Source organism: Ensifer sp. Root142, from assembly GCF_001426785.1.
Lineage (GTDB): Bacteria > Pseudomonadota > Alphaproteobacteria > Rhizobiales > Rhizobiaceae > Ensifer > Ensifer canadensis.
In genome coordinates this window covers 233,759-249,711 of the sequence record NZ_LMFK01000044.1, presented here as the reverse complement: position 1 = coordinate 249,711, position 15,953 = coordinate 233,759, and the positions used below count along the sequence as shown (strand labels likewise).

18 protein-coding genes and 1 pseudogene are annotated in these 15,953 nt (G+C 61.7%); 12 read left to right on the top strand and 7 right to left on the bottom strand.

From position 1 onward, the window contains the following. The first annotated feature begins 383 nt into the window (after positions 1 to 383). The 7 genes from ASD52_RS29725 (at position 384) to ASD52_RS29695 (ending at position 6,024) form a co-directional block, all read left to right on the top strand. A complete protein-coding gene (locus ASD52_RS29725; RefSeq protein ID WP_025427285.1) occupies positions 384 to 1,637 on the top strand; it encodes an extensin family protein in 1,254 nt (417 codons plus the stop codon). A gap of 245 nt (positions 1,638 to 1,882) precedes the next feature. Next, positions 1,883 to 2,704: a sulfite exporter TauE/SafE family protein gene (locus ASD52_RS29720; protein WP_025427284.1), complete on the top strand. Its 822-nt coding sequence runs from the start codon at positions 1,883 to 1,885 to the stop codon at positions 2,702 to 2,704. A 301-nt stretch (positions 2,705 to 3,005) separates the two neighbouring features. Next, a complete protein-coding gene (locus ASD52_RS29715) occupies positions 3,006 to 3,338 on the top strand; it encodes a metalloregulator ArsR/SmtB family transcription factor (RefSeq protein WP_025427283.1) in 333 nt (110 codons plus the stop codon). Next, positions 3,335 to 3,742, top strand: coding sequence for a YeeE/YedE family protein (locus tag ASD52_RS29710; RefSeq protein WP_025427282.1), 408 nt, complete (start codon positions 3,335 to 3,337; stop codon positions 3,740 to 3,742). Before ASD52_RS29715 ends, ASD52_RS29710 begins: the two co-directional genes overlap by 4 nt. Then, positions 3,739 to 4,227, top strand: a complete 489-nt coding sequence (locus ASD52_RS29705; RefSeq protein WP_025427281.1) for a YeeE/YedE family protein — start codon at positions 3,739 to 3,741, stop codon at positions 4,225 to 4,227. The genes ASD52_RS29710 and ASD52_RS29705 overlap by 4 nt, the downstream gene beginning before the upstream one ends. A gap of 112 nt (positions 4,228 to 4,339) precedes the next feature. Continuing rightward, a complete protein-coding gene (locus tag ASD52_RS29700; protein WP_025427280.1) occupies positions 4,340 to 5,266 on the top strand; it encodes an ABC transporter ATP-binding protein in 927 nt (308 codons plus the stop codon). Beyond that, positions 5,263 to 6,024, top strand: a complete 762-nt coding sequence (locus tag ASD52_RS29695) for an ABC transporter permease (protein WP_025427279.1) — start codon at positions 5,263 to 5,265, stop codon at positions 6,022 to 6,024. The genes ASD52_RS29700 and ASD52_RS29695 overlap by 4 nt, the downstream gene beginning before the upstream one ends. Before the next feature lie 36 nt (positions 6,025 to 6,060). Here ASD52_RS29695 and ASD52_RS29690 read toward each other — a convergent pair whose 3' ends face one another. The 4 genes from ASD52_RS29690 to ASD52_RS29675 all read right to left on the bottom strand — a co-directional run bounded on the left by ASD52_RS29690 (position 6,061) and on the right by ASD52_RS29675 (position 8,719). Further along, positions 6,061 to 6,729 (bottom strand): hypothetical protein, encoded by a 669-nt coding sequence (locus ASD52_RS29690; protein WP_057214295.1) that lies wholly within the window; start codon positions 6,727 to 6,729, stop codon positions 6,061 to 6,063. A gap of 116 nt (positions 6,730 to 6,845) precedes the next feature. Then, entirely contained in the window at positions 6,846 to 7,547 is a 702-nt protein-coding gene (locus ASD52_RS29685) for a TIGR02281 family clan AA aspartic protease (protein WP_025427277.1), read from the bottom strand. After that, positions 7,544 to 7,765 (bottom strand): DUF1289 domain-containing protein, encoded by a 222-nt coding sequence (locus ASD52_RS29680; RefSeq protein ID WP_025427276.1) that lies wholly within the window; start codon positions 7,763 to 7,765, stop codon positions 7,544 to 7,546. The genes ASD52_RS29685 and ASD52_RS29680 overlap by 4 nt, the downstream gene beginning before the upstream one ends. Positions 7,766 to 7,930: 165 nt before the next feature. Continuing rightward, positions 7,931 to 8,719, bottom strand: coding sequence for an adenosylcobinamide-GDP ribazoletransferase (locus ASD52_RS29675; protein ID WP_025427275.1), 789 nt, complete (start codon positions 8,717 to 8,719; stop codon positions 7,931 to 7,933). 151 nt (positions 8,720 to 8,870) lie between these two features. Between ASD52_RS29675 and cobT the strand changes: the two genes are divergently transcribed. Further along, positions 8,871 to 9,887: a nicotinate-nucleotide--dimethylbenzimidazole phosphoribosyltransferase gene (gene cobT / locus ASD52_RS29670; RefSeq protein ID WP_025427274.1), complete on the top strand. Its 1,017-nt coding sequence runs from the start codon at positions 8,871 to 8,873 to the stop codon at positions 9,885 to 9,887. Between the two features lie 226 nt (positions 9,888 to 10,113). Next, positions 10,114 to 10,527 carry a diacylglycerol kinase gene (locus tag ASD52_RS29665; protein WP_025427273.1) on the top strand — a complete coding sequence of 138 codons (414 nt, stop codon included), beginning with the start codon at positions 10,114 to 10,116 and terminating at the stop codon, positions 10,525 to 10,527. 100 nt (positions 10,528 to 10,627) lie between these two features. On the opposite strand, the gene ASD52_RS29660 is transcribed toward ASD52_RS29665, so the two are convergent. Beyond that, positions 10,628 to 11,170, bottom strand: a complete 543-nt coding sequence (locus ASD52_RS29660) for a GNAT family N-acetyltransferase (RefSeq protein ID WP_025427272.1) — start codon at positions 11,168 to 11,170, stop codon at positions 10,628 to 10,630. Positions 11,171 to 11,173: 3 nt separating this feature from the next. Beyond that, positions 11,174 to 12,709, bottom strand: a complete 1,536-nt coding sequence (locus ASD52_RS29655) for a HAMP domain-containing sensor histidine kinase (protein WP_025427271.1) — start codon at positions 12,707 to 12,709, stop codon at positions 11,174 to 11,176. 150 nt (positions 12,710 to 12,859) lie between these two features. On the opposite strand from ASD52_RS29655, the gene ASD52_RS29650 reads away from it, so the two are divergent. The 3 genes from ASD52_RS29650 to ASD52_RS29640 all read left to right on the top strand — a co-directional run bounded on the left by ASD52_RS29650 (position 12,860) and on the right by ASD52_RS29640 (position 14,700). After that, a complete protein-coding gene (locus tag ASD52_RS29650) occupies positions 12,860 to 13,519 on the top strand; it encodes a thermonuclease family protein (protein WP_081788859.1) in 660 nt (219 codons plus the stop codon). After that, a complete protein-coding gene (locus ASD52_RS29645; RefSeq protein ID WP_057208708.1) occupies positions 13,512 to 14,147 on the top strand; it encodes a uracil-DNA glycosylase family protein in 636 nt (211 codons plus the stop codon). The genes ASD52_RS29650 and ASD52_RS29645 overlap by 8 nt, the downstream gene beginning before the upstream one ends. A 64-nt stretch (positions 14,148 to 14,211) precedes the next feature. Further along, positions 14,212 to 14,700: an Lrp/AsnC family transcriptional regulator gene (locus ASD52_RS29640; RefSeq protein ID WP_025427268.1), complete on the top strand. Its 489-nt coding sequence runs from the start codon at positions 14,212 to 14,214 to the stop codon at positions 14,698 to 14,700. 31 nt (positions 14,701 to 14,731) lie between these two features. Here the strand turns inward: ASD52_RS29640 and ASD52_RS29635 are convergent. Next, positions 14,732 to 15,723: pseudogene (locus ASD52_RS29635) on the bottom strand (carbon-nitrogen hydrolase family protein). Between the last annotated feature and the right edge of the window lie 230 nt (positions 15,724 to 15,953).

Below are 15,953 nucleotides of genomic sequence, written 5' to 3'. Positions count from 1 at the left end.
TAAGAACAAAGGCCCGCGTCGAGCAATCTGCGCGGGCCTTTTTGCGTCGGCATGCCATCGGTATCGCTGATGCCGGCGTCGCCGCGGAGAAAATCATGCCGCAGGTTTCATGCGTTACAGCGTCCTTTGCGCGTCAGCGCGGCGCTGTAAGCCCGACACGATTTCGACTGCCGACCTGCTTGATGTTGGGTGTGCCTCGCAAGGCTTCATTTACCGTGTTTGCATAAAATAGGTTCCAAATCGGGCTTTTTCGGCGGCGTGCCCGGTTTGCGACACAGGCGGCCTGCACCGTTTTGATTTCGGGTGGGTGCGCACGTATGGGCTTCTTCGAAAATCGATGCCGATTTTCGGGCGCATACGCTGGATGAAGGCGGCAAATCGGTATGGCGTATGTTTCCTCACTCCATCGTCCGTTGGCGGCGCTCGCGCTGTCGCTCTCTCTTGTCGCCTGCACGACCGATGTATTGACGCCCTCGGCCCGTATCGACGGCGGCGAACGCGTCGGTGCGATCAGGCCCGTTCCTGTCGATGCCGTGCCCGAGCAGGAGGTAGCCGCCTATCCTTCCGGAGAGCCGGTTTCGACTTTCAGCAACAGCGGCGGCACAACAATGCCTGCCTCGACGCATCAGCAGAAACGCCGCGCCTTGCCGATGATCGACAGCGAGGAGGCGGCGCGTTCGGGCGCCCAGCAGGTCAACACTGGTTCGACCGCCATTCCGTCCGAAGGCGTCAACATGGATCAGATGCTTGGCGTGGAGCCGGTGGTCGGGCTGGCGGAGGAGCAGAGCAACGAGATCGCCGAGGGCAATGCCAGCCAGCCTGTCGTCGGTGGTATCGGCGAGGACAATGTCCGCCAACTTGGCAGTCCGCCGCAGACCTTGAACGAGGCGCAGGCGAGCCTTGGCGGCGACCCGGATCTGCCACCGCTGACGGAAGAACAGATTGCAGCCGAAGAGGCTGAGCGTATCCGTGCCTTCGAGCGGCAAAAGGCGATGCAGCGCGCTCAGGAGCCGCAGCAGGTGGCGATGCTGCCGCGCACCCGCAATCCGATGGCGGAGCCGGAATCACAATATACCGGCCAGATGCCTCGCTCTGAAGTCGCCTGCCGCCAGCGGCTGCGCAAGCTCGGCGTCGAGTTCCGCGATATCCCGCGCATCAGCAACGGCCCTTCCTGCGGCATCGACTATCCGATCGAACTCGGCGGTCTGTCGGGCGGCATCGACGTCAAGCCCGCCGTCAAGCTCAACTGCGAAGTGACCGAAGCCTTCGCGAAGTGGGTGAAATACGAGCTGGCGCCATCGTCGCGCTATCGCTACTGGTCCGGCGTCAAGACGATCAAGCCGCTCGGCGGCTACTCCTGCCGCACCATGAACTCGCGCCGGGGCAACCCGATGTCCGAGCATGCGCATGGCAACGCCATCGATGTCGGCAAGTTCGTGCTGAAGAACGGCAAGGAAATCGACGTGCGCAAGAAGGGCTTCTTCGCCTTTCGCGAGAAGGGGCTTTTGAAGGCCGTTCGCACCGACAGCTGCAAATACTTCAATACGGTTCTCGGCCCCGGCAGCGATCCCTTTCACAAGGATCATTTCCACTTCGACCTGCGGACGCGCAAGACCGGTTATCGTCACTGTGATTGAGCATCCGTCAGCATCGCGCCTATCGTGAGCCGGCAAAAAAAGAGGCCGGCGGAGGTGGTGCCGGCCTGTATCCGGAGAAAGGGGGAGGCTCCGGAGATCAAGTGATGCGTGCAAATCACGTGGCGGGCGTGCCGCGTGCCACGCCAAACTGATTGAAAAGCATCACCGTTTTGTGACAGAACTGCCGCGTCGGCGGCAATGTTGCGTTCGTTCGCCGGATTCCCACTATTACGATGGAGCACGCCGTGCCGCCGGTTTCGGAACTGATGATGTTTGCCCTGGCGCTGGCCGCCGCCGGCGTGGTCGCAGGGCTGCTTGCCGGTCTCTTTGGCATTGGCGGCGGAGCGATCCTCGTTCCCGTCTTTTACCAGGTCTTTGGGCTGCTCGGCATCGACGATGCGGTTCGCATGCATCTTTCGGTCGGGACGTCGCTTGCCATCATCGTGCCGACCTCGGTGCGGTCCTTCCTGTCGCACTACAAACGCGGCGTCGTCGACATGGCGCTGTTGCGAAACTGGACCATTGCCGTGCCGCTTGGCGCGATCCTTGCGTCGGTCATCGCGGCTTCTATCAGCAGCGGAACGCTTCGGCTGATCTTTGCGGTGATCGCGCTTGCCGTCGCCTTTCGCATGCTGCTCAACCGCGCGAGCTGGCGGCTTGGATCCGACCTGCCGGCCAATCCGGTGAAATGGCTGGTCGGCGTGGCGATCGGCATCCTCTCGGGGCTGATGGGCATCGGTGGCGGCGTTCTCAACAACACCTTCATGACGCTCTATAACCGCCCGATTCACCAGGCGGTCGCGACGTCTGCGGGCGTCGGTGTGTTGATCTCTATCCCTGGTCTGTTCGGCTACGTCTGGGCCGGGTGGGGCATGCCGGGCCTGCCGCCGTTTTCGACCGGCTTCATCAACTGGATCGCCGTTGGCCTGATCATACCGATCACCCTGCTGGTTGCGCCACTCGGCGTGCGCGCCGCTCACGCCATGAACCGCCGGCAGCTCGAGGTCGGATTCGGCATTTTCATGATTCTGATTGCAGCCCGTTTTTTCTACAGCCTGTACGGTTAAGCCGTTTTTATACCGTAGGTTTTAGCGCTTCCTCATGGTTGATTTCAGGAATCGACCCAACTTTGGCGCGTCGTTCTCCCGTGGTGCGCAATTGTAACAAGCTGAATTTGCGGTATTATTTTCTCTGTGAGGATCGGTGCGGGCCGAAGTGGGTCGGTAACGCGTTTGTGTGTCGTCTGGCTTGCGTATAAGTAATATGATATTATATTACTTCATATAACAATCATGGATAGAATCCGGGCTTGTCCCGGACGCATTGTTTTAGGGTTCTACTCACTCCTTGATACGACGGGAGGACGGCATGGGAACTGTGATGCGATTTCCCGGCGTGCGCGCCGACATGACCGCGCATGCCACAGAAGTTTCGAAGATCCTGCGCACGCTTGCCAATCGCAACAGACTGCTGATCGTGACGACGCTTCTCGAAGGGGAGCATTCGGTGGCGGCACTTGAGGAATTGCTCGGAATCCGACAGCCGACGCTCTCACAGCAACTGACTGTGCTGCGGGAAGCCGGCGTCGTTTCGACGCGGCGGCAGGCCAAGCAGGTTTTCTATCGCCTGAGCCATGATAAGGTCGCCCGGCTCGTGGGCACGCTTTGTCAAATCTTCTGTCGCGAAGGCGCGAAAAAATGAATGAGTACTGGAATGCGCTTGCCGGAGGCCTGCTGATCGGGCTTTCGGCGGCAATACTGATGGTGGCAAACGGACGTGTGGCCGGTGTCAGCGGAATTGCCGGCAGGCTGCTGCAGGGTGTGCAGGCCTCGACCGGCATCGTCTTCGTTCTTGGCCTGCTGGCTGGCCCGGTGATCTACCGTCTTTTCTCCGGCATCTGGCCAACCGTCACCGTCACCTCCTCCTGGCCGTTGCTGGTGGTCGGCGGGTTGCTTGTCGGCTTTGGCTCGCGCATGGGTTCAGGCTGCACCAGCGGACATGGTGTCGTCGGTCTCGCCCGGCTTTCCCGCCGGTCGATTGCAGCGGTTGCGACCTTCATGATCGCTGCCGTCGTCACCGTCTATCTCCAAGGTTTCGTCCAATGAACGGCAGCGCCTTCCCGCGCCTGTTGGCAACGCTTGCCTCCGGCGTGATCTTCGGTATCGGCCTGTCGCTCTCCGGCATGTTGGATCCGGCCCGCGTTCGCGGCTTTCTCGACGTCACGCGCGACTGGAACCCGAGCCTTGCCTTCGTGCTCGGAGGCGCTGTCGCCGTCTCGGCGCTTGGCGTTCTCTTGACCCGGCGCATGCGGCGCCCGCTGCTCGACGATGCCTTTCATCTGCCTTCGAACCGCGTGATCGACCGTCGCTTGATCATAGGCTCGGCGATCTTCGGTGTCGGCTGGGGCCTTGTCGGCCTATGTCCTGGCCCCGCGCTGGCATCGCTGTCGCTCGGGTTGCCGGCGACGGCACTCTTCGTGGTCGCCATGCTTGCCGGCATGGTGCTGCACGACCGGTTGCCGCGGGTGGGATCGCGTCAGCAAGGTGAGGGCCGAGGTCCGATCGGAATGGAAAGCGGCCGATTGTCCTGATGTTGACGCTCTGTCACCTTGTTTTTTGCGGGGCGCGGGCTGCAAATCGTGATGAAACGGCCCATATAGGCGTGACCTGCCGACTTCGCCCCCCGCATTCCGGATCAGCTTCATGGCACCAATCGTTTCCGTTTCCAATCTTTCGAAGACCTATGCCTCGGGCTTCAAGGCGCTGAAAGGCGTTAGCCTCGATATCGAGCAGGGCGAGATCCTGGCCCTGCTTGGTCCGAACGGGGCGGGCAAGACCACGCTGATCTCGATCATCTGCGGCATCGTCAACCCGAGTGGTGGTACCGTGACGGTCAACGGCCATGACGTCGTGCGCGATTTTCGCGAGACGCGGTCGATGATCGGTCTGGTGCCGCAGGAACTGACGACGGACGCCTTCGAGACCGTCTGGAACACCGTCACCTTTTCGCGCGGCCTGCACGGCAAGAAGCCGAACCCGGCCCATATCGAAAAGGTGCTGAAGGATCTGTCGCTGTGGGACAAGAAGGACAACATGCTGCGCGAGCTTTCCGGCGGCATGAAGCGTCGTGTGCTGATCGCCAAGGCGCTGTCGCATGAACCGCGCGTGCTCTTCCTCGACGAGCCGACGGCCGGCGTCGACGTCAGCCTGCGCAAGAGCATGTGGGAAGTCGTCGAGCGGCTGCGCGCCTCGGGCGTGACGATCATCCTGACGACGCACTACATCGAAGAGGCAGAAGAGATCGCCGACCGCATCGGGGTGATCAACGGCGGCGAGATTCTGCTGGTCGAGGACAAGACGGCGCTGATGTCGAAGCTTGGGCGCAAGCAGTTGCGGGTCGACCTGTCGCATCCGCTGGAAGCCGTGCCCGAAACGCTCTCGGGCTACAACCTGATGCTTGAGGGTGATGGTCATTGTCTGATCTACGATTATGACACCAGCGCCGACCGCACCGGCATAACCTCGCTGCTGGCGGCTCTTGCCGAGGCCGGCGTGCGCCTCAAGGATATTTCCACGCGGCAGAGCTCGCTGGAGGATATTTTCGTCGAGATCGTGGGAGCAGGACGATGAACATCGAAGCGATCAAGTCGATCTATTTCTTCGAGATGGCGCGCACGCGGCGCACCCTGTTGCAGAGCGTGGTGTCGCCGGTCATTTCCACCTCGCTCTACTTCATCGTCTTCGGCGCGGCGATCGGCGCGCGCATCCAGGAGATCAACGGCGTCTCCTATGGCGCCTTCATCACGCCGGGCCTGATCATGCTGACGCTTCTGACGCAGTGCATCGGCAACGGCTCGTTCGGCATCTATTTTCCGAAGTTCACCGGCACGATCTACGAGGTGCTGTCCTCGCCGGTCTCGATGATCGAGATCGTGCTCGGCTATGTCGGCGCGGCGGCGACCAAGGGGTTGATGATCGGCACGATCATCCTGTTGACGGCTTCGCTGTTCGTCGATCTTTCGATCGCCCATCCCATCGCGATGGTGTTCTTCTTCGTGCTGACAGCCGTGTCGTTCAGCCTGTTCGGCTTCATCATCGGTATCTGGGCCAAGGACTTCGAGCAGTTGAACCTGATCCCGATGCTGGTCATTCCGCCGCTGGTGTTCCTGGGCGGCAGCTTCTACTCGATCGACATGCTGCCGCCGTTCTGGCAGGCGGTCAGCCACTTCAACCCGGTGCTCTATCTCATCAGCGGTTTCCGTTGGAGCTTCTTTGAAGTGTCCGACGTCAACCCAGTCTTCAGCGCCGCGATCATCCTGGTGTTCCTGACGATCTGCCTGTCGGTTCTCGCTTGGATCTTCCGCACCGGCTACCGGCTGCGGAACTGACGGCGGAGAGCCAAAACCTGCGGGCGCCAGCCGATATCAGGCGGGCGTTGCGCCTGTGCCGAAGACGATAGCGGCGCCAACCAGGAAAATAGCGATCAGCGCTTGAAACAAAGTCCACACGACGCGCAGGGCCGCCTGTGATGTCGACAGACCGAGGTCGGACTTGAACCAGCGCGTTTCGACGATCACGTACCAGACGAACGCGACAAGGATGAAGGCGAGGCCTGCGGCAAGCGCCTTCTGGTTTTCCGCTCGGGAGAGCAGCGTACCGATGCTGAGTGCAAGCGCGAACGGCGCCGTGATGTAACATTGGCTGTAGAAGGGCGCCCTCAGCGTGTGTCTGGTCAGCCGCACGCCCTTGCGGTGCAGCAACTTGACTGCCATCAGCAGCGGCAGAATGCTGAAGGCGACGGCGCGAAACATCAACAGATTGGAATGGCTTGCAAGCAGCGGCGGCGGTGCCCAAGGCGTCGTCTGGTTGACAAGCCCGAGTTCGACGCCGTGGGCGAGCAGCAGAAAGAGTGGCGGGCTCAGCGTCTCGGTATATTGCTCGGACACATCGTCCGTCAGCTCCACATCAGCATAGCGCATCATCGCCTGCGGTTGCCGCAGTGTGCGCCACATCGTCAGCGGATAGAACAGCAGCCATGACACGAGTTCATAGAGAAGCTCTTCGATCGACTTCAGCAATCGCATGAAATCCATGAGGCGCTTCTCCTTGACGTCTGTCGTGCAAAAATAATCGGCGGTTTTGCGATGGCGATAGGCGCAGGCCGGATCTCGCCAACATGCACGAAGACGCGTTCGCCGCAAATGCCCGATCAATCGCGCAGTCGAAGCTCGTCGGTGCGCATCTGCAGGAAGTCGAGCGTCGAGAGGAAGGTCATGCCGAGCAGGCTCTGGTCGAGCTTGCCTTCAGCGGCGACCGTCGCACGGATGTCGTTGCGCACGATCGGGCCGATCGCGACCTCGGAAAGCAATACGGGTGCGGCCATCGCCTGCCCATTGGCGGTCATGACCGTCATCGTGTAGCTCAGATTCGCCGGATCGAGACCGATACGCTCAGCATCTTCATAGGTCAGCGCAATGCTGCTGGCGCCGGTATCGACCAGCATGTTGATTTCCTTGCCGTTGACCGCGGCATTGGTCTCGAAATGACCGTTGATCATCTTCTGCAGCACCACTTCCTGACGACCCTCGCTGTCGGTGATCACAGTCGCGCGGCCCGGCATCAGACCGGAGAGCACCCGGTTGCCGAAGCCCTGAAACTCGAAGCGGTAGACATAGGCCGAGACGAGCGCCAGCACGATGAGCAGCCAGATCGCAGCCTGTCGGGCGCCTTCGCCAAAGCGGCGGCGGCTTTGCCAGATGCCGGCACTCAAGAGCGTGGCAATTGCGCCGAGTGAAACGAGCTGGCCGAAATCGTCATTTGCCAGTCCGAAGGTGCGGCCGACGTCGTGATTGACGATCAGCAGCAGGAGGCCGATCGCAAGGATCGAGAGCAGGATCAAAAGACGTGTCATGCGTCGCCGCGTTCCCTGGCCATGCGCGCGCGGCGCGTTTCGCGCCGGGGCTTTCGCACCATTGTTTCAAGCCTTGCCGGGAGCGCCAGCATGATCGCGTGTCTGTCGGCATCGGTGTAGAGCGTCCAGGCGCCGATCTCGTTTCGTGTGCGACCGCAGCCGAAACAGTAGCCGGTCTTTTCATCGATAGAACAGACGAGAATGCAGGGAGATTCCATGGTCCTGAACTGACGGTCCCGGGTTGCGGCGAATGGGACTGCATGTTCCTCAAATCCCATCCGGTTTGGGGAAACATGCAGCATTTCAAAGTGCTACAGCGACCTTTGCACGTCTGACAAGACGTGCGGCACTGTAGCGTTGTTTCGAATGATTATATCGGCGTTTCAAACTGTCAGCGCAAGGGCGCTGAGAACAGCGATCTCCGTCAGTTGCTGGGTAGCGCCGATGGTGTCGCCGGTGTGGCCGCCGATCTTGCGGGTGGCCAGACGGCCGAAGGCGGCAACGGTTGCGATGAAAGCGACGAGCGAGAGGATGAGGGCAAGGGCCGGGGCCTTGGCGAAATAGAAGAGCAGCATGGCGGCGAGCACGCCCGAGGTAAGCGCGAAGGATGTCGCTGCCGGGTCCGGTTCGCCGGCCGAGGCGGCAACCCCGTCGCGGCGTGCCGGCGGCAGCCGTGACCAGTGCCAGACCATGGCCGCACGGCTGAGGGCGGCGGCACCGAGGATCATGAGGCCTGCGCCAGTCGGCGTGAACAGCGGCAGGAAGGATGCAAGCGCCGACACGCGAAGGCCGAAGGAAAGGATCAGCGCCACGGCGCCATAGGAGCCGATGCGGCTGTCCTTCATGATCACCAGCGCCGCCTCCCGGTCTCGCCCGCCGCCGAAACCATCGGCGGTGTCGCCGAGCCCGTCCTCGTGCAGGCAGCCGGTGATGAGCGCCTGCACCGCGACGACCACGAAAGCGGTGAAGAGGGAGCTGACCTGAAGCGCAATCAGCAAGGAGGCGACCGCGGCTGCGGGCAGGGCGATCAGCATGCCCGCCAGCGGAAAGGCGCGAACGGCGCGATTGAGCCGGCCGTCATAGTCAACAAAATGGCGTTGCGGCATGTGGATGCGGCTGAGGAAGGCGACCGAGCGCGCCACATCGTCACAAAAGTCGCGAAGATAGGTCATGGCCCCTCCAAATTCCGGTGCGCCGAATCGCCGCGCGTTCGGCGGATCATGCTCCGGCGACGCGGATTGGCGCAAATGTCGTTGCCCGAAATTTCCTCGCCCTCTATGAGGAGCGTGGATTGAACTTCACGAAATGCAAGGATTCTTCTCCATGAGCGCCAGCGGCCTGCCGTTTGATGATTTCCGCGAATTGTTGCGCAACCTGCCAGGCCCGAATTCGGCCGCGCTGGTTGCCGCGCGCGATCGCGATGCGCAACTGACGAAGCCGCCGGGCGCGCTCGGGCGGCTCGAGGAGATCGCCTTCTGGCTCGCCGCCTGGACGGGCAAGCCGCCGGCGGTCAACCGGCCGCTCGTCGCGATCTTCGCCGGCAACCACGGCGTCACCCGCCAGGGCGTGACGCCATTTCCCTCGTCGGTGACGGCACAGATGGTCGAGAACTTTGCCGCAGGCGGTGCCGCGATCAATCAGATCTGCGTCAGCCACGATCTCGGCCTGAAGGTCTTCGATCTGGCGCTCGACTATCCGACCGGTGATATCACCGAGGAGGCAGCACTTTCCGAGCGCGACTGCGCGGCAACGATGGCCTTCGGCATGGAGGCTGTCGCCGGCGGTACCGACCTCTTGTGCATCGGCGAGATGGGCATCGGCAACACGACCATCGCCGCGGCGATCAATCTCGGCCTTTACGGCGGTTCTGCCGAAGACTGGGTCGGTCCGGGCACCGGTTCGGAAGGAGAGGTGCTGAAGCGCAAGATCGCCGCCGTCGAAAAGGCAGTCGCGCTGCACCGCAACCATCTGTCCGACCCGCTCGAGTTGATGCGCCGCCTCGGCGGCCGTGAGATCGCGGCCATGGCCGGCGCCATCCTGGCAGCCCGCATGCAGCAGGTGCCTGTCATCATCGACGGTTACGTCGCGACGGCCGCTGGCGCCATCCTCAAGGCTGCCAATCCTTCGGCGCTCGACCATTGCCTGATCGGCCACGTCTCCGGCGAGCCCGGGCATATGCGGGCGATCGAGAAGCTCGGCAAGACGCCGCTGCTGGCGCTCGGCATGCGGCTTGGCGAGGGCACGGGTGCAGCCCTTGCCGCCGGCATCGTCAAGGCGGCTGCCGCCTGCCACGGCGGCATGGCGACGTTTGCGCAGGCCGGCGTCAGCAACAAGAACTGACGAAGAAACGGCGGGCCTTTGAGCAAAGGCCCGCCGTTTGCTGTCGATTGGCTGTCGTCGCTGCTTCGCTACGCGTGTCGGGCCTTGCTGGCCGCATTCTTCTCGCCTATCCAGAGGCGCAGATGCACGCCGCAGCCACCTGCCGGCGTCTCTGCAACCGAGACCGCCTTGCATTCGCCTCAATGACGATGTCGAAGCAGCGCAGTTTATAGCCAGTCGAGATGAAATGGACGCCAACAACACCACGCCCCGCCGCGGCCAGACCGGCCCCGTCGAAAAGCAGACCGGGATCCGCCATCTGTTCGCTGCCGCCAGCTATTCGCTGGGCGGCGCCAAACGGCTGATCGGCGAGGCGGCGTTCCGGCACGAGCTGATCGCCTTCGCGGTGGCGATGGTCGCGTTCGCCATCGCCGGCGCCACCTTCTTCCAGTATGTCGCCATGGCGATCCTGTTCCTGCTGATGATGGCGTTCGAGGCGATCAACACGGCGATCGAAGAGATCGTCGATCGCGTCTCGCCGGAAATCTCGGAGATGGGCAAGAATGCCAAGGACCTCGGCTCCTTCGCCTGCCTCTGCCTCATCGTCGCCAACGCCGTCTATGCCGGCTACGTGGTGATCTTCGTCGGCTTCATGAGCTGAGCACGAGAGCGTTTCCGGTTTCCACGGACTCGTAGAAACGCTCGATCTCCTTTTTCAACATTTCATTGCGGAAAACGCGTCGCATTTTTCCAAGGAATGCTCATCGGTCAGCCGGACTGATCCGATAAAGCACGTGCGGCCGCAGCGGATTGCCTTCGGGCACCGTGACGTCGTCGAAATCCTCAGCCGGATCGGTCCGCATTCCCAGCTTTTCCATCAATGCCCGTGAGGGATGGTTGATCTGCGAGGTGTAGCCGATGACTTCGGCAAGTCCGAGCGTCGTCCAGGCATATTGCATGCAAGCGCAGGCCGCCTCCAGCGCATAGCCGTTGCCCCAGTAGGGCCTTCCGAGGATCCAGCCGATCTCGACATGCGGACCATCAGGAATTTCGTTACCGGCAATGGAAAGGCCGAGCCCGCCGATGAGGGCCGCATCCGTGTTGCGCTCCAGTGCGATGAAGGCAAAGCCGTGTTGGCGCAAGTGGGCATCACACTCTGCGATGACGCCCGCGGTTTCTTCAGGTGTCAGGATGGCGGGATAGTAGTAGCGCCGGACTTCAGGATCGGCATTGATGACCGCAAAAGGCGAGACGTCGCGCTCCTGCCAGGGCCGGAGCCGCAGGCGTTGTGTCTCAATCTGCATGGATCAAGCGAAGCTTTTGCGGCGGCGGGCAGGGGCGGGCACATCCTCGACCGCGGGCAGGCTTTCGAGCACGCGGCGGGCCGGCAGGATGGCGATGGCTTCGGTGCCTTCGCGCAGCTTGGAGCGCAGGATGAACTCGCCATTGTGCTTGGCTAGGATCGCCTGCACGATCGGCAGGCCGAGGCCAGTGCCCTGTTCGGCGCTCTTGATGGCGATGGAACCCTGACCGAAGGCCGAAAGCACGATCGGGATCTCCTCATCGGGAATGCCCGGGCCATTGTCCTTGATCGAGAGATATTGACCGCCGCCGGCCGTCCAGCCGACCTTGACGGTGACTTCCCCGCCGGAACTGGTGAACTTCACCGCATTCGACAGCAGGTTGAGGATCACCTGGCGCATGGCCTTTTCGTCGACCCAGACGGCAGGCATGCCCTGCTCGAACTGCGCGTGGATGGCAATCGTCTTGGCGCGGGCGCGAAGCTGGACCATGCCGATGCAATCGTCGGCGATATCGACCAGGCTGACGGCCTCTTCGTTGAGGTCGTAGCGGCCGGCCTCGATACGCGACAGATCGAGGATCTCGTTGATCAGGTTCAGGAGATGTTCGCCCGAGCGGTGGATGTCGCTGGTATATTCCTTGTAGGTCGGGTTGTTGAGCGGCCCGAGAACTTCGGTCGACATGACCTCGGAGAAGCCGAGAATGGCGTTGAGCGGCGTGCGCAGCTCGTGCGACATCGAGGCGAGGAACCGCGACTTGGCAAGGTTCGCTTCCTCGGCGCGCCGACGGGCTTCGTCCGACATCGATTTTGCCACTTCGAGCTCGGCAATCAGGTCGTCCTTCTCCGATTGCATCGACAGAATGTGCACATTGGCGCGGTTCATGCGGTCGGTCATGAAGACGAGGAACAGCAGAGACAGCGAGATCACGCCGGTGAGACCGACGTGAACCGGATCGGCCGTGGTCAGCGAGGAAAAGGCGAGAGCGGCGACGACAGGTACGAACGTGTAGAGCAGGGCATTGCGCAGCAGGAAGGTGCCCATCGCGGTGGCAGCAAGCGCGATCAACAGGCCGGCGCCTTCGAACAGGCCATAGCGGATATCGCCGCAGGTTGCGCAGTCCTGCGTGACGAACGTCGCCCAGCAAAGGCCCATCAGCAGCTGGCCGATCAGGAAGCGGCGGCGCCACACCGGCACCTTATCGGCGGCGATGTCCTCCTTGCGCGCCTTTCGCGCCAGGAAGACGGTGACGGCGTGAGTCGAAAGCGTCATCACGGCCCAGACGACGATGCTCAGATTGCCAGAAAGGTAGATGCCGACCGCAGTGATGAGCGCAACCAGCAACGGCACGGCAATGGCGCCATGCAAGGCGGACCCGATATAGAGATTGAGCATTTCGCGTTCAAAGCCGGAAGGGGCGGACGAACCGGTTTGCAGCCGTTCGCGCGTCGCGCGTACCGTCTTCGAAACAGCCTTGTTTCGATGGCTTCGCGACTTGTCGACGATGATCTTATCTGTCGAGGTGCTGACGGCGATACTCATGCTCATATATGCAAAGGTTACAGCTGGTTGCAGTCTAGACAGCAATCCTTAAGAAGTTGCTGCCTCAGGTGAAGGATTCGACAACCATTGTGGCGCGATCGTGTTTGGCGATCGCCTTGAGACACCGAAAAACAAGGGGATGCGGACAAGTTGAGATCGGGCAGATCGAGATATCGGTTCACGGGCGGAGGCGGAAAGGGCGCGCCTGCCGGGCACATCGGGACCATCGGCGGTTGGGTCATTTTCCTGCTGCTCTGCGCCGGCGCCTATGTCGCCTCGCAACTGCCGCCGCCAGAGCGGACCGTGACAGGAGAACTCTCGGGGTTTGCGACCGCGAGCGATGGCGACAGCCTGCGCCTTGACGGCCGGCGCATACGCCTAGAAGGCATCGATGCGCCCGAGATCGGCCAGACCTGCAGACGCGATGGAGCGGAGTGGGACTGTGGGGCGGATGCCCGCAAGCGGTTGAAGGCAATGGTCTCGGGCGGCACGACGCTGTGTCGCCTGCATGGACGCGACAAATATGGCCGCGATCTCGGCACCTGCGAGACCAATGGGCGAGACGTCGGGCGCCAGATGGTGGCGACCGGCTATGCCGTGAGCTACGGCCGCTATCAGAAGGAGGAGGCAACGGCCGAAAGGCAGAGGGTCGGGCTTTGGGCCGGCGAGTTCACCCGGCCGCAGGCCTGGCGCCGCAGCAACCGCCATGCGGAAGAGGCGCCGCATGTGGTTGACGGTTGGCTTGAGGCGATCCGGCTTTGGCTGTTCGACCACCTATCGGCGCTGTTTGCGAGGATCGGCGATGGGTGAGGAACGGGATGATCTCGCAGCACTTCGCGCCGCTATCGCCGCCTGCCGTATCTGTCGCGACCAGCCGGCGCGCGGGGCGGAAGACCGGCTGCCGCACGAGCCGCGACCGGTTGCGGTCATTTCCAGCTCCGCGCGGGTGCTGATCGCGGGTCAAGCACCGGGCCTGCGGGTGCATGAAAGCGGATTGCCCTTCAACGACGCCTCCGGCGACCGGCTGCGGCAATGGCTCGCTGTCGATCGCGAGACGTTTTACGACAGGGACAAGCTGGCGATCGTGCCTATGGGGTTCTGTTTCCCCGGCTACGATGCCCATGGCAGCGATCTGCCGCCGCGGCGGGAATGCGCGCCTTATTGGCGCACGAGCGTGATGGCGGCGATGCCGCAGGTGGAGCTGGTGCTGGCCATCGGTCACTATGCGCAGCGCTGGCATATCGGGCCGGACTGTCCGAAATCAATGACCGCGACCGTCGTCGGCTGGCGTCGTTACGCCATGCGCAACGCCATGCCTGCGATCCTGCCATTGCCGCATCCGAGCTGGCGCAATACCGGCTGGCTGAAGCGCAATCCGTGGTTCGAAGCGGAGGTTTTGCCGTTCCTGCGCGAGCGCGTCGGTCTGTTGATTGTCTGAAAAAATATTCTTTATCTTTGTCGATTTCACGCTATAGAAAGAAAAATAATTCGAGAGGGACATCATGGATCGTCTAGACCGCAAAATCCTGCGCCTGTTGCAGGAGGATTCCACGCTGGCTGTTGCTGACCTCGCCAAGAAGGTGGGCCTGTCGACCACACCTTGCTGGCGGCGCATCCAGAAGATGGAAGAGGACGGCGTCATCCGCCGCCGTGTGGCGCTGCTCGATCCGGTGAAGATCAACACCAAGGTTACGGTGTTCGTGTCGATCCGCACCAACACGCATTCGATCGAATGGCTCCGGCGCTTCTCGGAAGTGGTCGGCGAATTCCCCGAAGTCGTCGAGTTCTACCGCATGAGCGGCGACGTCGACTACCTGCTGCGGGTTGTCGTTCCCGATATCGCCGCCTATGACGCCTTCTACAAGCGGCTGATCGCCAAGATCGAGATCCGTGACGTCTCCTCAGCTTTCGCGATGGAGCAGATCAAGTACACGACCGAGCTTCCGCTCGACTACATGATGATCGATCAGGCGAAATCCAGCGAGGATTGAGGCTTGGTAAACGGGCGGCGGAGAACGCCGCTTAGAATGTGTTGCGGCCGTCGCTCCTTGGATCACTGTGGATCTGATGCGGCATGTAAAGATCGGCCCGGCCGTTCGTCTCCATAGCCGTGCAGGATGCTCCGGATTGGGATTGATATCCGCGATAGCGATTGCGGGGGTGCCGTCTGACGAAGATTGCGCGGCCCATTGAGCGTCGGGCGCGGCTATTCCCGAGGGAACGACTACACTTTGGCGCGCATGGGCGGAATAGCTGACCCAAAATGCGTTGCTCGCGGCATGGCCCAGCACCTCAGCCGCGAAAGCCGGCGCAGCGGAAGGGACTTCGCCTGTCGTTGAGAAGAGGACGCAATCGACGTCCAGCCCTTCATATTCTCGGAAGATTTCGGGATAATGCGTTTCCATACCCAGTGCGCATCCGAAGCGGACGCCATCAACCTCAAATGTCACCGGGATTTTCCCTGGCGCGTACATGAACGAGATCTTCGTGTTCGACAGCATGCGCTCGTCGTAGCGCGTCACCAGTTCTCCGTGATCGGAAACGACATAAAGGCTGTTATGCGGGCAATGTGGTGGCGTGAGTTGATGGACCGAGCCAAATACCGTCCACAGCTTGAGTTCTCTCGCTAGCTGGCTGGTTACGCTTAGCTCCTCACGCAAAACCGTCCATTCGAACCTGCTCCAATCGGATGGGCCGATCTCTCTGGGACCGGTTTCAGACATGATGCGCTTGTTGGGCGCGCACGTTGCTCCCTCGGGGAAATGTATTAAGCGCGCGCCGGTCTCGCGTGCTTCCCGCATGAGGCGTCGCATTTCCATTCCGCTGGCACGAAGGCCTGAAATGTCGTGGGGGTCGTCGAAGAGCGACGTTTGCGCGACAGCCAAACGCACCGATTTGGCGCCGGGATGATCAGGGGATGTTTGCCGAACGTGTCTGAGAGCTGATGTATAGGACTCGCCCGTTTTGGCTGCGCGAGCACGGACGCGGCGCTTGAGATTTCCATTTTTTGTCATTGTCGGGCCTTTCACGTCGCGGACGTCAGTTCCCCAGCAACCACGTCCGAAACGATCGGACCAAGACAATAGCCCGAGACAGAAGTCCCTTTGCCTCCGTTTAAGACCATGCTGAGGAAGGCCTTGGGAGGTTAGGCGAAGGTCACGCCAAGGGAAGGATGGCGTTGCCGTTTTGATTCGTCAAGCTCTTGAGAAGACCCGGATCGTTCGGTTTGCGCCCGACAAAGCAG